Here is a 23,762-nt window from a genome sequence, read left to right as displayed (position 1 = left end):
CCCCTCCTTACATCGTATATGAAAAAGAGGTATTGCCGTATTCTGTATCGACAATAGCCTCTATGGTAATAGTTCTGGTATCCGCATCATAGGAAAAATCGCTGGTAACAATAGACGTTACCCCGGTTGTCCCTAAAATTCGGTCTATTATTTGTTTTTTAGCACTTTCCTGTGAATTGTATCCCAGTATCTTATCGAATAGCGGAAGGCCTCCTTCCAGATCCTCCCACCATTCGTTTTTTAATAACCGTAAACGTGTTCGTATTGCCTGCGCTACAGCAATTGTGCCGGATAGAAAATCATTGGCATTGCCGCCGAACACGTAATCGCCGTTACTGTCTAATCTACGATACATCATATGACAACGCCTCCCGTATTGCTTCCTCCGGATTCAACTCCACTATGCATGTGACCTTTAAAACTAACGCCGTCTATCGTAGTATTACTGCTCATTATATTTATTCCACTATCTGAAATCTCTATATACGAGCTGCCGGATTCTGTGCGAATCTGCGCAGTGTTTCCCGAATAATTAGATAACTTTTTTTGTTGACTTCGGAACCCCACAATGGCAAACCCATCTGATAAATCATGACGTCTCCGTTCTACTTGATTCTGCACACCACCATTTTGCCACCATCCATCGATGCATTCGTCACCAAACACGACAAGGCATTCATCATTTTCTGATACTGGTAGTGTCAAGCAATAGCCGCCACCAGAATAAACAAAGAAGGGAACGTCTACTAATAAAGGCAATGTATCATGGACAATATTTCCTTCTTGATTCAGCATTTCCCGAATAGCCGGTTGTACGGTGCAAGTCTGTTTTTCGTAATCTACGGACTGTATAATTCCCGGCATCGCTACCCGCATCCCTATACCTAAGCTTTCCAGCGCACGTCTTTTATTCTCTATTCCATCTAATGTTCTTTCGTTTCCATGTTCCATATATATTTACCTCGTTGTAGACTGAATGCTTGTCATGGGTACCAATAAGCCGGTTCGTCCGTGTCTACTTATACCCACCACTTTTGTATACCACTCATTACCGTAGGTATCCCCTTCATGCTGCACAGAAAACACCTGGTATTCGCCGTCTTCATCGAATTGCGTTTTCTGGGACAGCTGATTTTGTCCCATTCCCGTTGTAGCGTTGATACTAATCAACTGTTCTTGGATAATGCTATTATCTATTTTTATCATCGTTCCTAACTTTACGCGGGCGTCCATAAGCATGCTTATTTGAATGCCGTTATCGGAATACGAAGGGGTACCGACTAATCCCGTTGCCGGAGTTAATACCAATTCTTTGCTTTGCGGTATCTCATCCGAATTTTTATAGAATAACAATTGATTGTTGTCGTCCATATAATATACCGCATCATGCATAACCGCGATATCACGATAATATTTCCCTACCGTCCCATATATTACTTTTCCCCGTGGCAACGGTGTATCAGGAATAGAACTATTGATTTTATTTATTTCAATGGGGTTGGTTGCTGTCTTAGCGATCTGTGTGATAATATCCCGCGGCGTAGCTCCTGCCGCTATCGTAGCCCGAACATAATTTGTATCAAAGTTTAAAGTTCCTTTAAGAAATAATATTTCAAGACGGTAATCAATGCCGTTTTCTCGATTGCGGATGACTTGAACAATGTCACCCGTGATGATTTCCCCGTATTGTCCGGTCTGATATCCTGCCTGAATGATAACTTGGAATCCTTCCCGTATTACGTCCCCTTCGGTAGATGCGTTCATATTATAGACAACCAGTGTACCGATCGTAACCGCCGTCCCTGTTGTCTGCTGCGTCTTGAATACACATCGAAGATGGGAAACATCTAATGCGTGGTCGTGCTGTTTATCACGAACCGTATAATTTCCGTTGGCATCTTTTGTATATGCCGGTTTGATGATTAATATCTGCCATTTCCGTAGATATTGTGCAGGGGCCGTAAATCCTGATGTATTACTTAATGTCTGTGTTTTATTTGAATCGATATTGTTTTTATCCTGTCCTGATACATCAACAATCCCTTCCGGAGTATCCGCCATTATACATCATCTCCGTTCGTGTCTCCCCATACAAGGAACCAATCGGAAGTAAGCGTAGTGTAGGATGGCCATTCTTCTTTTACGGTCTGCTTGGGTACAAGATACATGGAACCAATTCCTAAATACGCGTATTGTTCTAATATATTTTGTGCCGGGATAAGAGGGATGGCGCTTAAAATAGAACTTCCTTCGGAATCTGCAATATCCATCATCCAACATTCTTCCAATTCGTTATAACTAAGCGTAAGCTGTAGAATGATATTGGAATTATCTACATATCCCGTCACGTAAAATGTTTTGTTTGGTACCGCCTGCAGCGGAATGATAGATAACATAGCAGTCTCCTTTTTACGATGTTCCTATATTATTCTGCGCATTAATAGCAGCCATTGCATTCGCATTGCTTGCCGCAGAAGTTGCCTGCGAGGTTCCTCCTGTAGAAGCTGCCGTAGTAGTAGCTGCTCTTGCGCTTGTCTGTGTTTCCGCTACACCAGACATGATGATTTCTTTTAGATGCAGCGTGCATTTTAACGCATGATACGTTTTATTGTCATCTGGGGCCGACATTTCCTCAATAATCATGTTCTTATACGTCTGTAGTCTCGTTTCTACCGTAATAGGAACCCGTGATTGCTGCATCGCCTTTAATGTAGTCCATACCAGTGCAGAACGGCCGTCCCCCGTTGGAATGACGTTGTTTGGTTTTTGTTCTACGATATTGCTGTACATATTGACCAATTTCAACGCTTCGTATATTATTTCCGTGTTCGTATCTCCGGAGAAATAGGCTGAATTGGTACAATCTGTCATCATAATTTCTACCGTTACTTCAGCAGGCATAATCACGGCATGGTCTGTCATGACAACGCCCGTCTGTACAGGATATTGTGTAGCCCGTATACGGCTTGCGTGTTCCGTACGCATGATTCCGTCAAAATATACCCCACCAATAGGCCATTTAGGGGTTTTAAACAACATCTTATACCAACTGCTATAGCCGACGGTTAAATCGGCCAATTTATAATTTCCCGTTAGTTTTCCGAGCGTAGTAGAAAAATCAAGCCACGAGGGAAGTGATCCCGTGGCTTCATAATTCTTTGTCCATTCCGATAAGTTGTTAATACTGCTAATGGTAAGGCCTGATATAACGCCCATCGTATCACTTCCTTTACTTTAATTCCGGAGAACCGCTTAATGTGCGACTTTCCAGAAAGTATCTTGCCCGTTCTTCCATAGTACCTAACACGGCTTCTTTTACATCATCTGCCGAGGCATTAGATTTCGTGACATATATATCCCCGACTTGTATTGTAATAGACGAACCGCCATAAGAATTGGTATTTCCGGCCATCACACTGCTTAATACAGTTGGATCTACTTGCGCGCATAATTCCTGTAAAACGCCCATAGCGGCTTGCGTTAATACTCCTAACCCTTTTCTACCGGAATTTACCATTTGTCCCATAGAGGGCATTCCAACGCCAGTATCACCACCGCCATTTCCTATTCCTCCCGGTGAAACGTCATCCGGATCGCCAGAAGCTAACTGCGTATGGAAATGATAGCCGCTTCCTGCATCATGATACGTTAGAGATAGCCCACGAGCAGCGGCGGCAGCCACAATATCATCCGGATTGTAATTACCGTTAATTACAAAATCAATGGCCCGTCCCTGCGTGTGTGGATCATCTGCATACCCGCCAATAGCTAAGCTGTGTTCAGGAGAACGGTACCCACTGGATACCACTGCATCATATCCTTCGGCTCGTAAATCAGAAATAAAAGAATCGGTATATTGTAATAATTTAGGATTAACATCTGCTAAATCAACGCCGCCTTGTTGTGGGATATCAGATGAGCTTGTACGAGATATGCCAATCTGCTGCGCCCATCCGATACGATCAGACATAACACGGTCTACATATGCCATGTCTGCGCCACCCGGATTACCAGGTCCTGCATTGTACATCTGTATGGCTAATGTTTCGTCGCCCCCTGCAGCATCTAACATCTTCCGTAGATACATGGCACCGCCACGGATATTATCATCTGCATCGTAGGGATTTACTCCCAATTCGGAGGCAGTACCCGGCATTAATTGGCTTAATCCGATGGCTCCGGCAGGAGATATGACTGATTGATCGAAATTGCTTTCGTTCTTAATGACAGCACGTAATAAGTTAGGATCAACGCCCTGCTCTTTGGAGTACTTTTGAATAGCCCCTTCGTATTGCTGCGCTTCCATGGGAAGTCCGGAAGGTGTGCCATCTGTAGAAAAAGCAGCTTTGGCAAGATTATAAGCCTTTATATAGTTTTTATTAAGGAGTTCTTTAATGGCTTGCGCTAGCAATCCAATACGGTGTAATACTTGACCGGTTATGCCAAATATATCTCCCATTATTTTTCCTACTTCTTTCCAAAATTCAACAAATTTATGGTTTTTTGATACCGTATCAAATAATTCTGTTAATTTTTTGATTAAAAATGTAATTGCCTTTGTGATATATGTTAGTATATTCGCGATTCCTCGTAATGCATAGGTAAATGAATTGGTCGGCTTTCTGTTATTCAGCCCTTTGAATAGAGAAGGAAATGCAATAGATATTAGGCGCATGATAGATACAAATAAATCCATTACAGCGCGTGCCAGTTCTCCTACGGATCGCATAAATTCTATTACTTCTGGAGAACGTGATAATTCATCAAGCCACCCTGCCACCATATTGATAACATAAGAAATAGCATGTCCTAATTGAATAAATATCTTCCAAAGGCTGTGAAGCATATTGCGGAATGATATACCATCACCCGTATTTTTCATCCCATCCATAAAGTTTTTTATTCCATTTGAAACGTAGGAAATTACTCCGGATGCCAAATGTTTAAAAGCAAACCAAAGACTATCTACTAATATCATGAAATCTTTAAACTCTTCAGACTGTTTTATGGTGCTGATTAATGATTCTACGTAACGAATTACATCTGATATGGATTGAGATAATTTACTTAATCCAGATGTTATATCCGGCATTACTCCATCCACAAATTCCATAAATTTATCGACAAGCCATATAACCGCAGAACCTAATTTTTCTATGATGGGAAGAAGTGCAAAGAATAACTGAATCACCTTTTCTGCTCCCCACGTTAGCACATTGACAAATGCGGTAATATAGGGTTCTACTACATGAACCATATCAACAACGGTATTCTTTATGCCATTGATAGTACCCTTTAAATCATCCATACTGCCACCATTGGCGGCATGGAACAATAACCCGAATAACGCTACCATTTTCTCAATCGGGGAGGCCCTGAAAACAATCCATAGCGATCCTAATGCCTCTATGGCCATTTTCACGCCGGAAGGAAATGATTCCCAAAAATCCCACAAGGTAGCCTTCACCTGTTTAACCATAGACCAGAATTCTTCTACAACATGTACGACGTAAATAATAGCGTTGGCTATTCTCTGTGCTATCTGCTGCATGTTGGAAATGATGTAATCATTGAATCCTTTAGCTTTTATTTTTGCCGCATCTAACGGCCCTACCAATCCTTTGATGATATAGTATGCTGTCCACTGCATACCAAAACTTACTTCTTGACGAAAACGCGTCACTTCAAACGTTAAATCACGAAATCCTTTCATGGCCGTCTCAAAGTCCCCACTTGGCATCATTTTATGAGAATCATCTACTAATGCCTTGTACCGTTCCATTAATTCCGGATTGATGATAATATCGCCAACAGAAGCACCTAACGCATCTGTCGCCTTCTTCATCTGCCACGCCGCTTCTTTTGTCATCATCATACGATTAGCAAACGTTTGCATTTGCAAATCTTGATCCGTAATGGACTTCATCATCTTAGCGGATGCCATAGATACGCTTGCAAAAATGGTACCCAGCGTTACGGAAGCTTTCATGAACATGCTTACCACATCTTCCGTAACGTGTACCATTGTCATACCTACATCTTTCGTGGTGGTGATGACTTCTTTTCCGGTTTTGGCAGTCGTCTTTACGATTGCCGCGCCGGACTTTTCAAAGCTGTTGGACATAGACCCAGTCGTAGAAGCAACTTTTTTATCCGTGTCATTTAATTGTCTGTCTAAATTATTGAATTGCTGCTTGTCGATATCTGCGCCTAACTTAACCAGATATTCTTGAATGACCTCGGATATCATTGTAATTCCTCCATTCTGCGTCTATAGTCTTCTGCCCTACGTTTGTTTTCATTCTTGACCATAATCATTTCATGAGCGTCGAGAAGGTCGCTAAGCGTATATGTACCATCCCATACCTCATGCTGCTTCCACATGCCTTCTGTTACTGGGGCGTAGAGGAATGATGAAACATTGGAAGACTGGACAGCAAGGAACCCTGAAATGTTTCTTTCAATTCCTTGAGGCCATCTTCGGAGAAAAAATCAATCACATTAAACATCAGTGACTGAACCGTAAGGATCATGACTAAGAATGTGTCATGCTCTGTTTCTGCGACACGCCACGAACCATTATCATTGAACAGCGGAAACGTACCGGAAGGTAATATTTCACTTACCGCGGAAAGGCAGTCCCGTTGAATAGACATAAATTCTTTTTTTGTCATCATCTGGCGGTTAGAGGGAAGTTTGGACGTTATTTCTTCTCCTAGCTGTGCTTCCATGCCGGACGGCATGAATTTTTCTAAAATAAAAAACAAAAGATAGCTTCCGGTGAATGCATCCAGTTTGGATATAACAAATTTCCGTCCCTTGACGGTGATTATTTTTGTATTTTCAGATTGTTTACTCATATATAAAACTCCTTACTTATGCGGCAATATTTTGGATATCTGCAAACGGGAGAGCCCAAGATACTTTTTGACCTTGCGTTTGATATGGATTATCTGATTCCTTTTGGAACGCACCATAAGAACAATAATGCGTCTTACCCATATTTGTTGATTTTACTGTCATGCTGATTTGCGCCCATTCGCTGCTATCTGCATTCACAAGATAATTAAACATTCCTTGAAGGAACTTATGAAGGCCGCTTGTCTGCTGTGCTTGAATCGTGACTATTCCATTATTTCCTTCCACCTTGCTAATCATAACAGAGCCATCCGCGGCGATATCCGTTGCGGTACGTTCTGTAGATTTAGCGATCAATATTTCTCCCACGCCTTCTCCTTGAATAGAATACGATCCGTAGGAGGGATGGGAAATGGTTGCTACAACATCTTTAAAACTATACGTCGATACTGACATTTATTTTTCCTCCTTTTATCGATTCGGATTGATATTAATAACGGCATGATGGATAGCTCCGGCGAGTTTAATACAAGCATAAATATTCGGAGCAATACGATTGTCCCTATCTGTCTGCGATTGTCCTGCTATGGTTTCACGCTGAATTAAGTATCCACTGGGAAGGGTATCGCCATTAGACAGATTCAATAAATTTCCCCCATCCCATTCACCAGGGGCCACAAATCCAATTTTTACATAATCATCAAGAACGACTTTGATAGCATCTTCCAGCTGATTCATGCCATTTTCCGTCTGCGCTACTTTTGGATTGTTAACAAATACATCCATGATAGCCATTTGTACATCGTTTTGCATTTTGTCAAGGAATATCACTTCGTCAAACCAATGGCCGTATGCCATCTTTCCTTCTTCAAAGACGTTATAGTTATTACCACGGTTGATATAAACATTCCCGTTATATCCTTTGATTTTGCTTACGTTAGATTCGGTGAATATGGCGTTCGCATTTTCTGTATTTACGCCTACTTCTGATTTATAGGCCAATGAATATGCGCTATTGATGGTATCCGACATAGCGCCCATGGCGTATCCTGCGATTGCGGCAATAGCGTTTGGATGCTGCGTAGAATACTGTCCCATAACGCGCTTATATTCCAGACCTTTAAGAACATTAAATATCCCTAAATCGGTAAGCACGGACGCTTCGGACGTAGTATAAAGGAACTGGCATGTTGGCGTAGCTGTCTGTACATATGCAGAACATGCGGAAATATCGCTGTCTGTGATGGAATCACAATAAATAGCAAGATACCATTCCCAGTCCTGCTGACGTAAAGACTGTACTGTTTCTACGGGATATTCTGTACGAATAACGGAAGTCGTTGCCGTTTCAGATGTAATTACAATCGTTCCTGTTTTCGTTGCGGATGCAGGGGTATTTCCTCCACCTGCTGTAATTTCAGTAACGGTAATCGTATTTCCTGATGCTACGGCATGATATTTTACGTTGAATGTAGAATTTGTATTCAATGCCGTAGCAATATTGGTCGCCGTAGTGGGTATGTCCGTTCCTACAGCAAATCCGGTTCCTGCGGTAAGTGTTGCGCCGCCAATCGTGACCGTATCCCCTGTTGCCGCATTTGTAGTAATGGTATGCACGATACTTCCTGCAACAGATACCGTGGTTACATTCCCAATCGCTACTTCTTTCGGTACTTTTTCTTGGCCAAAAATAAGAACTGCTGCTTTATACAGGGCATCCGTTGTTTTAAATCCAGCAGCCAACATATCATCCGTACCGGAATAACGAACGATACGAGAATTTTCAAAATCTGTTACTGCTTCCGGTATGGCACCAATCAATAATGCTAAATTAAACGCTTTTCTGGTCGCCGAGGTAGGAGAAAGGTTGATGACTACATCTGCGACTGCATCAAGCGTTAAAGTTGTTACTGCCATTATTTTGTCCTCCTTTGTCCATCAAATCTGATGTGTATTTGATCGATATGTCCCACATCTTCTGTGGTTACATATTCTTCGTTAAAACTTAGTGTTAAATCCCACCGCTGCCACCATCTTCCGGCCCACATTTCGTTTGCTTGAATGCAGTTAGGCCAGTTCGGTATAAGAAATACGCCGGATGGTGTCATTTTTCGTGTGATTGCTTCGGATATAAAACCATCCCGCAAGGCATTACTCATGTCATACGAATCAGGGCCATAAGACGTGAATAATACTTTCCATACCCGCGTCCGTACCCGTTCTGCTATTACCGTGTCATCTTGATTAACGTATCGTGTGAACGGTAACCTTGCATATTCGTCTGAAAGCTCTTGCGAATTGATAAAAACAATATTATCCGTGATGTTCCAATCCGGTGCGCCTTCCGTTGGATACTCATACCGAATGAATTTATCCGGATCCGTAATAAAGCTTGTTAAAATCGATTTTGCGCATTGTTGAAACAGCGTTTGCAGTTCTTTGTATATCATGGGGAAACATCTCCCTGCAGCGTGCCGATAGCTTTAAAAAATCCATTGTCCGACCAGTCAAACAGGTATACAATTTTATATTGCAGTCCATGATACAAACATATGTCAGATGTGGTAATGGTATTGCTCACCGCCAATGGAAGATCCGCAAAGAAGGTACGCATTCCGGAACGCCTATCCCCTTCGGGAACCATTTTAATGTCTTCGGAAGAGGAAGGAACGGTAATACCCTGTACGCAGAATTTTTGTTCTTGTATATCCTGTATGCCGTCTTTCCATCCATTGTCTATCAGATGAATAACAGCGTAATGTGTAGAAAGGTCATCATCATACAGTAATTCCGACATGTCTATCATTCTTATCCCTCCCGTATGACATAGGTAATGGCTTTACGCAATGTTCCTGTGTCGATAAGTGGTTTAGTTGATCCTTTTTGCTTTATTGTGCTTGGCGCATTCGGAGGCCATCCATTTTGTGGATCTTCAAACCACGCCTTAGCACAATTTACAGCAAGCATTCCAGCTTTATTTAGATTCGCTTCATATGCTTGTGGATTTCCATCTAACGCACTTTTATACGCTCCGCCTATAAGTTTACCTATCTTGTCTTTGTTGGCTTCTATGGAAGGTTCCAGAACAGGCCTTGGCGGTATCCGCATTAAAAGAGACCCATGTTCCCGAATGTACAGGGCATGGGCCTCTTTATACGAAAATCCTTTTTTCATTGTTTCATCCATCGATGCAATCACTTCCGGTGCGCGTGCGCCATTTTCTTGAATGAACAGCAATTCTGCATTGTTTATTTCGTCCTCTTTGTCGTTTCGTTCATTTTGGTCGGATGGTATTCCTACATACACGCTATTTTGAGTAATGTGAGATAATGCTTCTTGAAGATTACCGGACATTTTTACTTTTTTTACTGTTACCGTTCCTTTAAGCATTTACCTCACCCCAAATACCGGAATAAACGACATTTTCATTAGCGTCACTAATTGCTGTCCATAAGTAGTAAGCGCATAGGTTCCCCATCCCTCAAAGTTGTTTGACAAAAAGCTAAAATCATATTCTGCTGCTAATCCATCTGCACTTTTCGACGAAAGTAATCCTTTAGCAAGTCCCTTCTGCACAATCTTTTTTGTGGGATCGTCCGGAGCAGCCGAGGACTGCAAATACAATGTAAGATAATGCGCTACAAATAATCCCATTACCATTGTCCATGTATCTTCATATCGGCCATATTGAAGTGTGGCGTCTGCAATCTTTATCCACGCATCAATCATTACATCGGGTGCTTTTTCAAATTGTGGATACATGGATAAGAAATCAGATTTGGCATACGGCGGATTATCTTCATAACGGCCTAAATTAGAGGCTCCTGCAATAACTCCCAGTATATCCACACATTCATCCATACTTACTTACCCGTTGTCTTGCTGTCGGTTTTGGTATCTTTTGTATCGGCGGCAGCATCCGCGCTTTTTGCATCCGCAGTAGTATCTTTGCTGTCGGCTTTAGCATCCGTTGTCTTGCTGTCGGCTTTCGTGTCCGGCGTACTTACATCAGCAGCCGGAGCTTGTACCGTGTTAGATGGAATAATATCACCATCTGATACACCCCATCCATACAATGGATCTTTTGTAATCCAATCCGGAGCCGATAAAAAAACGTTCGGCGTAGTGCGGAACGTTTCATTTCTATCAGATGGATTATGAAATTCAAAGCTCTTTTTTGCAATAAAGTTAACCATCATGTTCCTCCTTAGATTCCGTCATAATAGCGAACCGGTTCATAGTAATGCACTTTGACTTGTCCAATATTACCCATGTAAAGGCTGTCATATGATCCCGACATAACATTTGGCTGTGTCATAATACGGCTAAGAGGAACCGGCAAATCCATGCCGAGGAACCGGCGGTCATTTACATACCCAATCATACGGTCTGTTCCACCGGCACCGGCCCCGATTAAGAAACGGCATTCACCGATGAATAAGTCAACTCCCTTATTCTTGGCAATGTTGTTGTTTAGCAGATAATTTAAGATACTAATGCCGCCATTTACGCCGGTCACAGACAAAATTGCTTGGTTGATATAGGAATATTGGGCCGGAGGAATCAAAATATGGTTGATGATAGCTGCATTATCATATTGCGCTGCCGCCCATCCAGTCACAATCATAGTATTGACATCGTTCAATATTTCCTGCGCTGTTTTATTTTTCCACAAGGTACTTGAAGCTGCACCGGTTGCAACGGATGCGGCTACCACAGTTGCATCATTGACAATGCCTGTCGTACCGTATTTCGTTTGTCCTAAATACGTGTTGATATCCAAATACTTGTTGTAATCTAAACGAATCCCGTCTTCATATACTTGTTCAATCGAACGACCTGTCACGGCACCGCGGAGCTGATCCTGAATCTTTACAGACATTGCCGCTTCATACGGAAGTACTTTGTACAAGTCTTTGCTGAAATCAGCTTGTATTCTACGGATATTGTTCTGTACACCGCCGACTGCATCTGCTTCTCCGCCGGTCATCGAAATATCAACGTTCATAGCGGACGTAGCTTCTACCCAACCGCCGCCGCTTTCTACGACAATATCACGGGGATAATTGAATGCTGTCAATGGTTCACGGAGTAACGGGTCTTTCTTTTCCAGTTCTGATTCCAAAAAAGCAAGACCGCTGGAAACAGCGGCCGCATCATAAGTCATTATTCCACCGCCTCCGAAATTAGGAGATACGGCGATGTTGTATGATTTTTTTACCATAGTTTTTTAATTCCTCCTTATACGCCCTGACGATTCAGTATTGTAAGTTCTGCTACGTTTCTTGCGTCGATATCACTAGACCATTTTGCATTCGTAAGCGCAATGCAGTTTCCTGATTCATTGCTGGCTCCGAAATCACCAATTGCCGCGCCGCTCGGACTGGTTCCATTTACAACAGCGGTTCTAATATATACCGTAGAACCAACGGAAGGAGTTCCCCAAGCACATTTTACTGAAACGCCGCCACGAAGTAAGATATCGCAAGGTTCATTCGCAGAATAATAACCATAATTTTGATAAGGGTATACTTTAGCAGACTTTACTTTCCGCATTGCAACCCCTGCAAAATCTGATGCTACATTGGTGGCACCAAAAGCAGTAACAGTTCCCGTACTATTTTGTATTACGGGGCCGCCAAACATAATATTTCCACTGGCAGCATCAACAGGGCGTGTACGGGATATTTCATCACCGTGACGTGATATTTGTCCAGGGTAACCATAAGGTAATGTAATTCCAATCACTGATCCGGGCATATTATTTTCCTCCTTTGTAATGCGGATTCTGTTTGAGACAGTTCTGTCCAAACGCTCCGTTATCTTGTGCTTTAGCATCTTGTGTAGCCTTACGTTTCAGCAGCTTTTCATATACGTTGTCTTTGTCTTGCGTCTGCTGTTTCTTACCCATTGCATCACGCATCGCCTTAGATAGCGCATCAGATGCCGCTTTACGTGATTCCTTCGGAAGTCCTGCAACAATCGGTTTTAACGCACGGACAATATGAAGCGCGCTGTCAGCCGCCGCCGCAGGTTCTGCAGCCGGTCTGTTTTCATCTTTCTTTTCTTCATCCGGTTTTTCGTCCTTGGCCATTTCATCTGCCGGAACGGTTACGGATTCTTCTTCTTCTTGATCGTCATCTTTTGTAAGCTCTTTTTCGAGGGCGTCTAACGATTCTGTATCGCTCTTTTCTTCGGCTTCTTTCTGTTCTGCCGCCGCCAAAGCGTCTACCTTTTTCGTAAGTTCTGCAATCTGTGCGGCCATTTCTTTCATCGGATCGTTGGGTTCCTCGTCTTTGGTGGAATGTTTCCCCCCGTCGCAATCGTTGATAGCCTGTGCCGCTTTTAAGGCTTCTTCCGGTTCAGCATCTTTGACAAACGCACTGAACATTTTGTGGAAAATACTTACATCTTTCATGTTTTTCTCCTTTCGTGGTGGTGGATTAGGTTTTTCATCTTTTATTGTTACACTGTGACCGGCTCGACCTTGGGGAACAATAGCTACATGATTACCAATGATGTTTTTTTGGTCGTAAGTTCCGTCTTCGTTCGGTATGTAGTCACAGTTATAACCGCATGATATTTCTCGTTTTCCGGCATCAATTTCAGCAATAAGATTAGGATCATATACAATCAAATCACCGAGCAATTTATCTGATTCCTCGCCACTTCCACGCCGGACGTTCTGCGCAATTCCTTTCATATAAGCCGCAATACTGGATGTATCAAGGTTTGTTGGCGGGTGATTATCTGTTACCGGCTTTCCTTCAAAGCTTGCAATGGCGGACGGCTTAAATATATCTTCTGGCCGTCTATACACGTGTACAATATTGCTTCCCGTGCCGCCTATTTCGTTTTCCATATAGTCTTGCACGCCCGTTCTAGCGATAGGAACGTTATGACAAATCAAGTACCCTTCCGGCGTGCGTGTCATATTCGGGCTGAATCTATCGCCATAATATGCTTTCAATTTACATCATCCTTTCAAAATTTTTTTTATTTACTCGTTTTATACTGCCGTTGTGATAGATTCGTGATGGGAACTCGACCATGTCTAAATCAATGACAGGTTCCGCATAGCAGCGACAATTTGGAGCGCATCCGGCATGATACTTTCCTAATGTGCTTTTAATACCAACTAACGCTTCGGGTGATGGTTTATCATTCCAGTTGACTAATACGCCTGCCATGTGGCGATGACTAAGCCGTGTTCTTCCATCTCCTCTTGCACCGCCAACGGGACGCCATACATACCAATTGATACCGTATTCTTTCGCTCGTTCTTCCACTACGGCGGATTGCGTCTTGGAAACTTCGGTACGTGCGATCAGTCTTGCCCGTGCCTTCGTATGTTCCGGAAACATTTCTTCTATTTCTTTCTGTATTGCCTCTGGACGCCTTCCTTTTAATGTTTCCCTTGCAACGTATGCCGTTACGTTTTTTGCTATTTCTAGCGGAAGTGTGCGTATATAATATGCATTTTCCATGATTTGGTTCTGAACACGCATACCAATACGATTGTCTAAATTATTATGCAGTGATCGGTACAGATTTGGATTTGCTGACCGTGCCGCTTGTCTCCATGTTTTAGCATTTTCGCTATATACGCGAATGGCCATGCGGTATGCAATCTGATTCGACCAGTCGATAAACGTCTTTGTTTCGGCTATTTCTTTTAGCACATGCAGTATTTCTGATACCGTCGTATTTTCATGTATCTTATTCAGTATCGTATGTGTTACTTGCTGCAGACTTTTTTCGTATGCGTCATCAATCCGTTTCTTTATCTCCCATGGAGTCGCCGGTTGTATCATCTGGTTCACCACCTAACGGTAAGTTGATTCCTTCAGACGCATCATGAGCCGTATCATCCGCATTCTCGATATCTTCATCGGTTATATTGCTCCATAATCCAGTAAGATCAGATTGCTGCTTAAGTTCTTTAAGCATAATTCGTTGACTAATACATCCTGCAGTAAACGCGCTGACAATAGATTCTGTGTTCTTACTGCCAAGATCCGCCATTTTGTCATCCGTCATCCGGCGAACCGGATTGAACTGATAGTCAAAGTCATCTGGAATAGCACCCCAACAGCTCATCATCATAATTGGGATTAGCTTGTCATATACAGGGCGTAGATACGATTCCTGCTTTTCTTCTATCGTGTCATAGTAGTTCTGCATGTCGCTTTCACCAGTAGCATTCATTCCTGCAGGAGAACGACCAAATAATTTAGTCACCGGCATTTCAGCAGCACCGGCAACGTCCATCATGAACCGGTCATACATTTCTCCAAGTCCACTGAATGTATAAGGATGTGTCTCGAAGCTGTCTTTCGTTCCCAGTACTTGCAACGAATTGTTATTCATCATGATATTGAGAGCTTCTACTACATTTTCCATTCTTTCTCTTGACTTAAGATTAGAACCTCCTAGAATACCGTCCAACCCGTCTATCTTCATACATCGTAGATTAGCCATGAACGTAAGCATTGCCATATTATACGAGACGTTATCCCGTTTTCTAAGTTCAGTGAAAGTATGCTCTATTTCACTGGCTCCCCAATAGTTTTCTGCTAACTTTTCAAGGTACGGAAGTTCACGACCAATAAACCGAATGATACGGCTGTGATGTACCTCAATTCCTCTTTCCACGCCTTCCGCCGTAAACATATATGACATAGGCTCTCCAAAGTCAGGATCAGACGGGTCTGATACGATATCTGCATTGGGACTAATTCCTGTCCATCTATCGGCAATCAATAGACCCTTGAAGCTATCCGGCATAATTAAGTCATAATCAATAGGTTCATTCAGTCTGTCTTCATCCCCGTCGATCATAATCAATCCGCCTGCGCCACCATACAATCTTCCCCATCGAAGCCCTTCAAGGATTGATTTATACAATCGTGTTTGCCGCTCTGCTTTATTAATTAATGCTATTTGTCCGGGCGGTACTTGTGTGATGATTTTATATCCGTTTTTCAGCATGTCCGCCGGTATGACATCAATAATTCTGCGAACTACCCAATGACTGCGATATAGCGCGTTGATGATCTGCCAATTGCGTGTAAGACGGGTAAGAGGGTAGTCTGTCATTTCAATTGGGTTCATCTGCCCCCATCCAGACCGAGTAAGGATATTTTGGAATTCATCTTTTGTTTTGATATTTTTTCTTCGTGGTCTTGTTGTCATGCGTCGTTAATCCTCCAATCCTTTACCATTGTCTTGACATAATAGCGTAATGCATCGCAGGCATGGTCGTTTACTTTTAACGGCTTTTCTTCTCCGTGCTGTGAGGCTTTTTCATCCCATACATACGTCCGTAACTCACGGATGGTATTAACACATCGTGAATTAATATGAAGCTTCTTACGGGTCATCATCGTCGAAACCATGCGAATACCGTCATTGACGCTGTTGTCTGCTTCAAGTACCCGATGTCCACTGCCTTGCAGTAACACACGGAACGAAGCAGCCGATGGGTCTAAAATGACGGCGTCCGGTTCTTCCTCGCCAATGAATTCTTCGTAGTCCTTTTCATACTGCGGATCAGATTTCTGTTTCATCTTTTCTTTGCTGTCCCAGTAGTATTCCTTTTGAATGTAGATATCTTCTTCGTTATCGTAGATATCCAGAAATACCATCGGGTTCGTCGTGCCGTAATCCATTGCCACATACCGCCTGCATGTGGACTTTAACGTGTTATTCCAATCATCGTCGGTATATATCAGCCCGTCGTGAAACATGTCGTAGATGATGCCTTCGGCCAATACCCACAGTCCAAGGATCATACGTTGATACCACAATCCTTCATAACTGCGGCGGTACCTGTCTTTGGTTTCTTGCGATAAGGTGAGATTGTCGTCTAATAAAAAATGAAGAGAAAACACATGCTTCTCTTCGGCTTTGTCGATATAATCTTTTTTTAAAAAATGGTACGGAGATTCTGGATTGCAGTTAAACCACAACTTAGAACCTTCCACGCTGCAGCGGCCAATGACTTGTTTAATGAAGCTTTCTGGAAACAGTGCCGCTTCATCGCAGAACGCCCCTGCGGCAGTAAGTCCTTGTACTACGTCTTGGCTGGATTCATTGCTGGCACCGAACAAATAATACACATTGTCGCCGATAAGGATATATCCTTCCGATCGGTTGTAATAATATTCAAATCCTTTGGATGCGAGTATCTGCTGCATGGGCCGTATGACATTACGTTTCAAGGCCCCCATACTGCGCCCTGCTATAATAAATGCTTCTCCGCTGAACTTTGACAGTGACCACGTGATGAAGCTGTCTATCATAGATACAGTCTTACCAGACCGGATAGAACCATCTGCAATAATCATATCGTCGTGCTGATGCGGTGATCCATCCATCCACCAAGTAAGAACTTGCAGTTGCTTTTTAGAGAATGGCTGCCATTTAAAAGACGCGTTACTTTTCTGGTTCATCATTATTCCACGCTTCTTTCATGACGCCGCTTAATGCGTTTAGATACGGAGTAAGGTCTGGCTTCTTACTGTTTTCTACAACAGCAATAGATTTTGTTTCTGCCTGCATCTTTGCAATGCGTGCCTGCTGTTCTTCTTTGCTTGTCGGGGATTGCCAATCAAGATACTTGGCTAGCTGTTCCCACGCCCACTTCTTATCTGCAAGCTTGATTGATATCCCTGATTTACCCTGCTTTATCTCTTCAATGAGTGTCGTGTCGCATTCAGAACTGTTTTGTAATTTTGCTTTTCCTCTCGATACTTTGATGTAATCGCCAATATCAGCACCAATTACTTTTAAGCAGTATTTCAGTAAGTCCGGCAGTTCAATATCTATTTCAGCACGTAATATTATACGCAGGTGTTTTACTTCATCCTTTACGTAAGTGTTTCTAAGTAGAGCAGGACCGTTGTTCATCGCGGTTGTCTTGTCGCAATGGTATACCTTCAAATAAGACTGAAACGCATTATGAGATGTGACATAATGCAAACAAAAAAGCCGCCTTTTTTCAGTTAGATTCTCATTTCCTTCCACCGAATCAAGCAGCTTGTCTTTTATCTTTTTCTTTTTTGTTGCATCTTTTTTTATAGTCGGTTGCAATTTTTTCTTTTTTGTTGCAACGTTCCAGTACCGTGAAGCCCATGAACGGACTGTATTCGCAGAGATATGATACTTGTCTGCAATTTCGATATATTTTAAACCGTTGCAAAAATCTTGATACGCCTGATCTCTGATATTGTTCACATACTCACCACCCACCTTTTATTGAAAATACTATTTAAAAGTTTTGTTTCGGGATGAATGTTTCACAGGCGTATGATTGATAGATGTTTCCTTCGTTTTCTTTTGTCGATGCATTTTTAATTCATAGGAAATGCAACTCCCATTCCGAATAGATAATTTCATATTCGTGCATCTTTCTCTGTAGTTAAACCGGCATCTGACATTGTCGCAATCAATCATATGTATCACCTTGTTTCTTGTAATATAAAAGCACCCACGTATTTGTGAGTGCTTTACTTTTATGGCAGGAATAACAGGCTTCGAACCTGTGACATATTGGTTAACAGCCAATCGCTCTACCAACTGAGCTATATTCCTATGGCCCCCGTGATTACCACATGTATTCTTGGAAGGGTTACGAGGGATGCCCTTAAATGTTGCAGGCCCATAAATATTGTCCTACGCCAAGCGCAAGGCAAATACTATAAGTCCGCTATGGGTGCGGTCTAACCACCTACCGCACGAGGGGTGTTTAAATTTTTACGTTTTTAGTATATCACGAAATATCCGTCACATGTTGTTCAAAAAAAATCGTTTTTAATCAAAATTGTACACATTGAAATACATTATCCACAATTTAATAACATTTCATTAATTAATACTAATATCAATAATAACAATATTAGAAAGAGAGATAAAAACAGCATAGGAAATTCTAAATATTTAATTTTCTTAATTTCTTTGTGTACTTTAACACAAAATAATATAGAATCTATAAAAAAATAGATACAAGCTATGCTTCCTAATATGTTAATTATTAAAAGTATGATCTCAATACCATTTATCATCTTGTTTACTCCTTTTTAATAATTATCATTTCACTTTACTTTTTGCATTGGCTATTTGTTTAAGCTTATCACTTAGTTTTGTTTTTTCTTCATACAATGGACAATACATTTCATATGCAGGATGTGCATTACATTTATTATTCTTACCAAAAATAAATCTTTTTACTTTTCCCCATAATGAATTATCTAATTTTATTTTACTGGGATGTGTACAAAAACATTTTTTATTTCCATACATGTCATTTTTTTGATTGTAATATTTACAAAATCTAGCATATATAATCATTTTTTAATCAGCTCCTTAGTTGATCTGCTGTTCCATAATTTTATAGCTTTTTCCGTATCCTCCGAAAGTACAGATGCCGTACATTCCATGCAACCTACTAATGTAATCGGCTGCAACGTTCTTGTACTTTTCCCCGGCCATTCAATAAACGCTTTACCACCGCAGAAGGGACACGGAAGTAAATATACATTTCCATATTTTTTCTTTAGTTCATCTTCTCGTTGCTGTTCTTCGACTAATTTCATTTTAATCACCTTCTCGCAATGGTACTATAGGTGTCCAATTGGAAATACTTCCGTAGATTTATTTTTTTAATCCATGTTTTTTCTCCAAAGCAAGGATGGCGGCATAATAAATATCATCTTCCGTAAATCCACATTCATTCATTAATTGATAAGTCCTCGATACAAGAGAGTTAAATAAAACATCAGTTCTATATTTATCATGCATTTCTTCTATCGACTTATTAGATCGTAAACCAATAAACGTAAGAGCTTGTATAGACAGATTTTCCTGTTGTTCAAGAGAAACTATAGCCTTATTTCTTTCTTTTGCTAAATTATCAATAATTTTTCGTAATTCTCGTTTTTCATTTTCTAATTCTGTAATTTTTTTGTCATAATCAAACATGTTATCTCTCCTCACTTCTTGTCAATAAATACAAATCGCGTCTGCACAGGGATGACCTCCGGCCCAAACATCATTCCCGCCAATCGTTCTACAATCTTCCGCAATTTACGATGGCAGGAAGATTCCGACGTGTTGATTTTATCGGCAACCCGTGTCCATGATTCGTTGTTTATTAATCGCATTGTTATGACCATCCGTTCCATTTCGTCCAAAGCATCTAATGACCGGTTTAATCGGTTCATTGTTGGCTCGATCTGGCTTAGATCCTCTTCGAGCTTTTCTATTTTCTTCGATATAGCTTCTTTTTCAAAGAAAATACGTTCCTGTTGGCTCGTCCCATCACTCCCGCCAGGGGCAGGAGAAAGTGATGGAATTTTCGGTGCTGCTTCCAGCGGTAACTTCGCTTTTAAATCTTCGATATCGGCCTTAATGTTTTCAATGTACTGCATAAATTCTCGATATCGGATGAGATATTGTCTGACTACAATAACATAATCATTGTGATGCATGGTTCATCTCCCCCTCCTTTAAATTATTTTTCATGGCTCTTTTATACGACTGCTCTGCAGTTCGGCTTCGCCTGTGGTGGCATTTTCGTTCGTTGGTACATTTCCGCACGAGTTGGCCAAATTCATCACGGATCCAGTGGTATTTATCTTGTGACACTTCATATCCGCAATAAGCGCAGCGACTTTTCGGGTATGTTTTTATATGATTATTTTTTCTCATCGCGTCTACCTATGTAGTCATCCAATTTTTGCATAGCAACATAATCAATACGGTGTTCTGCCATATTCACATATTCTGGATTAAGTTCAATTCCGACGTAGTACCGATTGTGCTTAAATGCTACCGCACCCGTGGTACCACTGCCAAAAAACGGGTCTAATACAATACCACCTTCCGGACAACCGGCTAAGATGCATGGTGTAATTAATTCTTCTGGAAATGTCGCAAAATGTGCTCCTTTGAAACCTTTTGTCGACACGTCCCATACATCCCTCTTGTTTCGCAGTCCAGTGATGTTGGGAGTATTCCCGTGGGAATCTCGTTCCTGCAGTACTGAATTGTCAAAACTTTTGTTTTCGGTGTACACGCCGCCGCGGAACGTTTTCGCATTGCCTTTTAATCTACGCCGTGATTGCTGTGGGCCAAAAGCGCCTTCACTTCCTGCAGGTAGCTCTTGGTTTATTCCTGCACAAGGTTCTTTGATAGCGTCATTGTCAAAATAATACTTCGGCTGTTTGGTCATGAGAAAAATATATTCATGACTTTTTGTACATCTATCCCGTACACTTTCCGGCATAGGGTTTGTTTTATGCCATATAATATCCTGTCGTAAGTACCATCCGTTTTGTTGTAGTGCAAATGCCACTTTCCACGGGATGCCAAGTAATTCTTTTTGCTTTAATCCTTGTATTTTATATGCTCCGTGAGACATAAATGCTAAAGTTCCTTTATTACTAAATTGTTTTTCAGTAGCTGTCTTAGTGCTTCCACCACGCCAATTCTGTCCATATGTATCTCCCAGATTCAGCCACAGCGTACCATTATTTTTAAGAACGCGCTTAACTTCGGATAATACAGCTTCCAGATTGTTGACGTACAGATTGTAATTAATTTCTAATCCTATCTGTCCGTCCATTCCATAATCACGTAACCCGTAATATGGCGGGGACGTGACACAGCAGTTTACAGATTCATCCGGAAACGTTTTTAATACTTCAAGCGCGTCACCGCAATATATTTTATTTTTCTCCATATCACATCTTCCCTTCTATCTCCATAATCGCTCGAAATATCGGATATACTTGCTGTGGTACGCATCCATTCCCTAATGCTTTTAGTCTCTTTACTCGATTTTTACTGACCGTTGTTACTCGTGATGGTTCGTAATCATATTGATTGCTTTTAATATCTTTTTTAATTGCCTCCTCTGGAGATAAAACCCTATTCATATTTCCATCGCCATATAAAAAATTATCACTACGTACTGCATGACTTGCGGTATGCGTCCCCCACATACCACCATTTAATGGTGCTGGATATCCTTCCCATGGTGTGGGTGTATTGCAATCCATATCTGTCCACCCAATCGGCAATCCCATTAAAATTTCTACCCAATCAGGATTTAATTGACCTTTACTTGCGCTTAATTTGTTAGTTCTGGCTAACGCTTCTAAACATTTACCGCTTTGATGGTCGGTATTATAACTCCATTTTTCTACATCACTTTTTGTGGGTGTAGGATACATTTTTATTGCTGAATCCAAATAGGGTGTATGCCTATTTTGTTCTGATGGACAATCTCCGTTTTGTTTTGCTTTCGGTGTTGGCCATTTTACCGCACCTGGTAATCCGTTCCGTGGATCATTCGAAACATTTCCACGTTTTAGAGAATCTCCGGCTCTGGGTGTTGGCCATTTTTTTATATTCTTCACCTGATCTATTAAATGAATTGCTATTCTATTAGTTTTTTTACATTCTTCATATAATTCTTTTGATTTTGGACCTCTATTTCCTTCATTGGCATCTGGTGTGCGCCACAACGAATACCCTTTCCCGCTTATGTGGTGCGCCGACATCTGAAGCTCCGTAACAACTCCATGCCGCATCATACCCCATTTCGGCCAAGTCTCGCAGAATAATTCCAAATCCTCCCCCTCGTCGTCCCATAGCTTCGATTGACAGTAATCCCCGTACATTTTCAGCCACAATCCATTTTGGCTTAATTTCGCCAATAAGCCGTGCGTACTCAGTCCACAATCCCGATCGAGTGCAATTTCCTTCTTCATCTTTGAACCCTTTTCGTTTTCCGGCTGTACTAACATCCTGACAAGGGAATCCACCGCATATGATATCAATGGAAGGTACGCTGTCTTGTCGTAATTTTGCTGCTGTAAGTTTTATGACGTCATCGTATATCGGCACCCCCTTAAATCGTTTTTGTAATATTTCTTGTGGGTATTCTTCTATCTCGCAAAATGCTACGGTATTAATTCCACACCACGACGCTGCTAGATCGATCATTCCCACACCGCTAAATAGCGATAACATGTTCATGTAATCACCTATCCTATCGGTTTCAACCATGCTTCTATCCGCGGTTTGTCATCATATAGTTTCACTGCCTGGATAGAAACAATACGGCTGTCGTCCGTAAATAATAATTTAGATTTTTGCCAGCCCATACCATCCAAAACAATCTTGACATAATTATCGGTGTCCGGTTTGGTATCGGCATATAATTTATGTTCCCGTGCATCTCTCTGTTTTGACTTAGAAAATGATTTTGGAATACTTCGGTAAACATATAAGCAAAACTGTAACGGGCAGTCATACGGAAGATTATAGCCGCATTTTTTTGCTATTCTCATGAGCTGTACCGTCTCTGCGCAAATCTTATTTTTATATTCCTTCGATTTTTTCGGATCGTAAGCGTGGACTTGACCACTGAATACAGAAAAACGAGGTCGTTCCTGCGCAACCGGTTCGCCGAATACAGTAATGCACATAGAACCTGTTTCTTCGTTGATGTAAACGCTCATGGTTTGTCTTCCATTCCAACTGTTTCAAACCAGCATTTTTTGCAATCCGCAGTCTTGCCGCGATAAGGACAATTTACATTTTCTACTACGGAAGATATACAAATATTAGAGTAAAAATCACTATCATCCGGCAATAGCTTAAATATCTCTTTGAAGTGATCTTTTATTTTATCGTTTTTGGTAATAACTTTGGCTTCACCCTTTAGTAGCTTGATTAATAATCTATCTTCTCTACCGTTAGGATAATTAGCATCCACATTATATAAATTATCATCATTAGGAATTGAATAAATACCTTTATTTTCTTTTATCCTGAATATTTCATTATTTTTAATTTTTTCGTCATTCATCCATTCTTTAACATAGTTTTTCATG

31 protein-coding genes and 1 tRNA gene are annotated in these 23,762 nt (G+C 41.3%); all 32 read right to left on the bottom strand.

Annotated features, from left to right (window positions below):
* Positions 1-7: 7 nt before the first annotated feature.
* Positions 8-358 (bottom strand): hypothetical protein, encoded by a 351-nt coding sequence (locus tag NXG62_RS10940; RefSeq protein ID WP_427112446.1) that lies wholly within the window; start codon positions 356-358, stop codon positions 8-10.
* Complete coding sequence (locus NXG62_RS10935; protein WP_427112445.1) at positions 355-951, bottom strand: Gp138 family membrane-puncturing spike protein; 597 nt, start codon at positions 949-951, stop codon at positions 355-357. Before NXG62_RS10935 ends, NXG62_RS10940 begins: the two co-directional genes overlap by 4 nt.
* Positions 952-957: 6 nt before the next feature.
* On the bottom strand, positions 958-2,061 hold the full coding sequence (locus tag NXG62_RS10930) for a baseplate hub protein (RefSeq protein WP_427112444.1): 1,104 nt from the start codon (positions 2,059-2,061) through the stop codon (positions 958-960).
* Positions 2,061-2,396 carry a phage baseplate plug family protein gene (locus tag NXG62_RS10925; protein WP_427112443.1) on the bottom strand — a complete coding sequence of 112 codons (336 nt, stop codon included), beginning with the start codon at positions 2,394-2,396 and terminating at the stop codon, positions 2,061-2,063. The genes NXG62_RS10930 and NXG62_RS10925 overlap by 1 nt, the downstream gene beginning before the upstream one ends.
* A gap of 13 nt (positions 2,397-2,409) precedes the next feature.
* A complete protein-coding gene (locus NXG62_RS10920; RefSeq protein WP_427112442.1) occupies positions 2,410-3,216 on the bottom strand; it encodes a phage baseplate protein in 807 nt (268 codons plus the stop codon).
* Between the two features lie 13 nt (positions 3,217-3,229).
* Complete coding sequence (locus NXG62_RS10915; RefSeq protein WP_427112441.1) at positions 3,230-6,250, bottom strand: transglycosylase SLT domain-containing protein; 3,021 nt, start codon at positions 6,248-6,250, stop codon at positions 3,230-3,232.
* A complete protein-coding gene (locus NXG62_RS10910; protein WP_427112440.1) occupies positions 6,247-6,384 on the bottom strand; it encodes a DUF6889 family protein in 138 nt (45 codons plus the stop codon). Before NXG62_RS10910 ends, NXG62_RS10915 begins: the two co-directional genes overlap by 4 nt.
* An 8-nt stretch (positions 6,385-6,392) precedes the next feature.
* Positions 6,393-6,860 carry a phage tail assembly chaperone gene (locus tag NXG62_RS10905; protein ID WP_427112439.1) on the bottom strand — a complete coding sequence of 156 codons (468 nt, stop codon included), beginning with the start codon at positions 6,858-6,860 and terminating at the stop codon, positions 6,393-6,395.
* Between the two features lie 16 nt (positions 6,861-6,876).
* Complete coding sequence (locus NXG62_RS10900; protein WP_427112438.1) at positions 6,877-7,314, bottom strand: phage protein; 438 nt, start codon at positions 7,312-7,314, stop codon at positions 6,877-6,879.
* A 15-nt stretch (positions 7,315-7,329) separates the two neighbouring features.
* Positions 7,330-8,775 (bottom strand): DUF3383 family protein, encoded by a 1,446-nt coding sequence (locus NXG62_RS10895; protein ID WP_427112437.1) that lies wholly within the window; start codon positions 8,773-8,775, stop codon positions 7,330-7,332.
* On the bottom strand, positions 8,775-9,308 hold the full coding sequence (locus NXG62_RS10890; RefSeq protein WP_427112436.1) for a phage neck terminator protein: 534 nt from the start codon (positions 9,306-9,308) through the stop codon (positions 8,775-8,777). Before NXG62_RS10890 ends, NXG62_RS10895 begins: the two co-directional genes overlap by 1 nt.
* The gene (locus NXG62_RS10885) at positions 9,305-9,664 is read right to left on the bottom strand and encodes a hypothetical protein (RefSeq protein ID WP_427112435.1); all 360 of its coding nucleotides are present in this window, start codon (positions 9,662-9,664) and stop codon (positions 9,305-9,307) included. The genes NXG62_RS10890 and NXG62_RS10885 overlap by 4 nt, the downstream gene beginning before the upstream one ends.
* Before the next feature lie 2 nt (positions 9,665-9,666).
* Positions 9,667-10,248, bottom strand: coding sequence for a hypothetical protein (locus NXG62_RS10880; protein ID WP_427112434.1), 582 nt, complete (start codon positions 10,246-10,248; stop codon positions 9,667-9,669).
* A complete protein-coding gene (locus NXG62_RS10875; RefSeq protein WP_427112433.1) occupies positions 10,249-10,719 on the bottom strand; it encodes a DUF4054 domain-containing protein in 471 nt (156 codons plus the stop codon).
* 2 nt (positions 10,720-10,721) lie between these two features.
* Entirely contained in the window at positions 10,722-11,057 is a 336-nt protein-coding gene (locus NXG62_RS10870) for a hypothetical protein (RefSeq protein ID WP_427112432.1), read from the bottom strand.
* 8 nt (positions 11,058-11,065) lie between these two features.
* Entirely contained in the window at positions 11,066-12,082 is a 1,017-nt protein-coding gene (locus tag NXG62_RS10865; protein WP_427112431.1) for a DUF2184 domain-containing protein, read from the bottom strand.
* Between the two features lie 17 nt (positions 12,083-12,099).
* Positions 12,100-12,618: a structural cement protein Gp24 gene (locus tag NXG62_RS10860; RefSeq protein WP_427112430.1), complete on the bottom strand. Its 519-nt coding sequence runs from the start codon at positions 12,616-12,618 to the stop codon at positions 12,100-12,102.
* A 1-nt stretch (position 12,619) separates the two neighbouring features.
* Positions 12,620-13,828: a DUF2213 domain-containing protein gene (locus NXG62_RS10855; protein ID WP_427112429.1), complete on the bottom strand. Its 1,209-nt coding sequence runs from the start codon at positions 13,826-13,828 to the stop codon at positions 12,620-12,622.
* Position 13,829: 1 nt separating this feature from the next.
* On the bottom strand, positions 13,830-14,672 hold the full coding sequence (locus NXG62_RS10850; RefSeq protein ID WP_427112428.1) for a minor capsid protein: 843 nt from the start codon (positions 14,670-14,672) through the stop codon (positions 13,830-13,832).
* Positions 14,629-16,053, bottom strand: coding sequence for a DUF1073 domain-containing protein (locus tag NXG62_RS10845; protein WP_427112427.1), 1,425 nt, complete (start codon positions 16,051-16,053; stop codon positions 14,629-14,631). Before NXG62_RS10845 ends, NXG62_RS10850 begins: the two co-directional genes overlap by 44 nt.
* Positions 16,050-17,315, bottom strand: coding sequence for a PBSX family phage terminase large subunit (locus tag NXG62_RS10840; RefSeq protein ID WP_427112426.1), 1,266 nt, complete (start codon positions 17,313-17,315; stop codon positions 16,050-16,052). The genes NXG62_RS10845 and NXG62_RS10840 overlap by 4 nt, the downstream gene beginning before the upstream one ends.
* Complete coding sequence (locus tag NXG62_RS10835) at positions 17,296-18,096, bottom strand: terminase small subunit (RefSeq protein WP_427112425.1); 801 nt, start codon at positions 18,094-18,096, stop codon at positions 17,296-17,298. Before NXG62_RS10835 ends, NXG62_RS10840 begins: the two co-directional genes overlap by 20 nt.
* 281 nt (positions 18,097-18,377) lie before the next feature.
* Positions 18,378-18,453 (bottom strand) — tRNA-Asn (locus NXG62_RS10830).
* Between the two features lie 495 nt (positions 18,454-18,948).
* Positions 18,949-19,209, bottom strand: a complete 261-nt coding sequence (locus tag NXG62_RS10825) for a hypothetical protein (protein WP_427112424.1) — start codon at positions 19,207-19,209, stop codon at positions 18,949-18,951.
* Positions 19,206-19,454: a Lar family restriction alleviation protein gene (locus tag NXG62_RS10820; RefSeq protein WP_427112423.1), complete on the bottom strand. Its 249-nt coding sequence runs from the start codon at positions 19,452-19,454 to the stop codon at positions 19,206-19,208. Before NXG62_RS10820 ends, NXG62_RS10825 begins: the two co-directional genes overlap by 4 nt.
* 58 nt (positions 19,455-19,512) lie before the next feature.
* Complete coding sequence (locus tag NXG62_RS10815; protein WP_427112422.1) at positions 19,513-19,839, bottom strand: hypothetical protein; 327 nt, start codon at positions 19,837-19,839, stop codon at positions 19,513-19,515.
* A gap of 11 nt (positions 19,840-19,850) precedes the next feature.
* Positions 19,851-20,348 (bottom strand): RNA polymerase subunit sigma-70, encoded by a 498-nt coding sequence (locus NXG62_RS10810; protein WP_427112421.1) that lies wholly within the window; start codon positions 20,346-20,348, stop codon positions 19,851-19,853.
* Positions 20,349-20,554: 206 nt separating this feature from the next.
* The gene (locus NXG62_RS10805; RefSeq protein ID WP_427112420.1) at positions 20,555-21,601 is read right to left on the bottom strand and encodes a DNA-methyltransferase; all 1,047 of its coding nucleotides are present in this window, start codon (positions 21,599-21,601) and stop codon (positions 20,555-20,557) included.
* Position 21,602: 1 nt separating this feature from the next.
* The gene (locus NXG62_RS10800) at positions 21,603-22,388 is read right to left on the bottom strand and encodes a hypothetical protein (protein WP_427112419.1); all 786 of its coding nucleotides are present in this window, start codon (positions 22,386-22,388) and stop codon (positions 21,603-21,605) included.
* Positions 22,363-22,902: a DNA cytosine methyltransferase gene (locus NXG62_RS10795; RefSeq protein WP_427112418.1), complete on the bottom strand. Its 540-nt coding sequence runs from the start codon at positions 22,900-22,902 to the stop codon at positions 22,363-22,365. The genes NXG62_RS10800 and NXG62_RS10795 overlap by 26 nt, the downstream gene beginning before the upstream one ends.
* A gap of 8 nt (positions 22,903-22,910) precedes the next feature.
* Complete coding sequence (locus tag NXG62_RS10790; protein WP_427112417.1) at positions 22,911-23,387, bottom strand: RusA family crossover junction endodeoxyribonuclease; 477 nt, start codon at positions 23,385-23,387, stop codon at positions 22,911-22,913.
* Complete coding sequence (locus tag NXG62_RS10785; protein ID WP_427112416.1) at positions 23,384-23,761, bottom strand: hypothetical protein; 378 nt, start codon at positions 23,759-23,761, stop codon at positions 23,384-23,386. Before NXG62_RS10785 ends, NXG62_RS10790 begins: the two co-directional genes overlap by 4 nt.
* Position 23,762: the final 1 nt, after the last annotated feature.

Origin of the sequence: Megasphaera sueciensis (assembly GCF_050219315.1) — a bacterium.
GTDB lineage: Bacteria > Bacillota > Negativicutes > Veillonellales > Megasphaeraceae > Megasphaera_A > Megasphaera_A sueciensis.
Note: the sequence above shows the minus strand (reverse complement) of the source record. Positions and strands in the feature narration are given on the sequence as shown.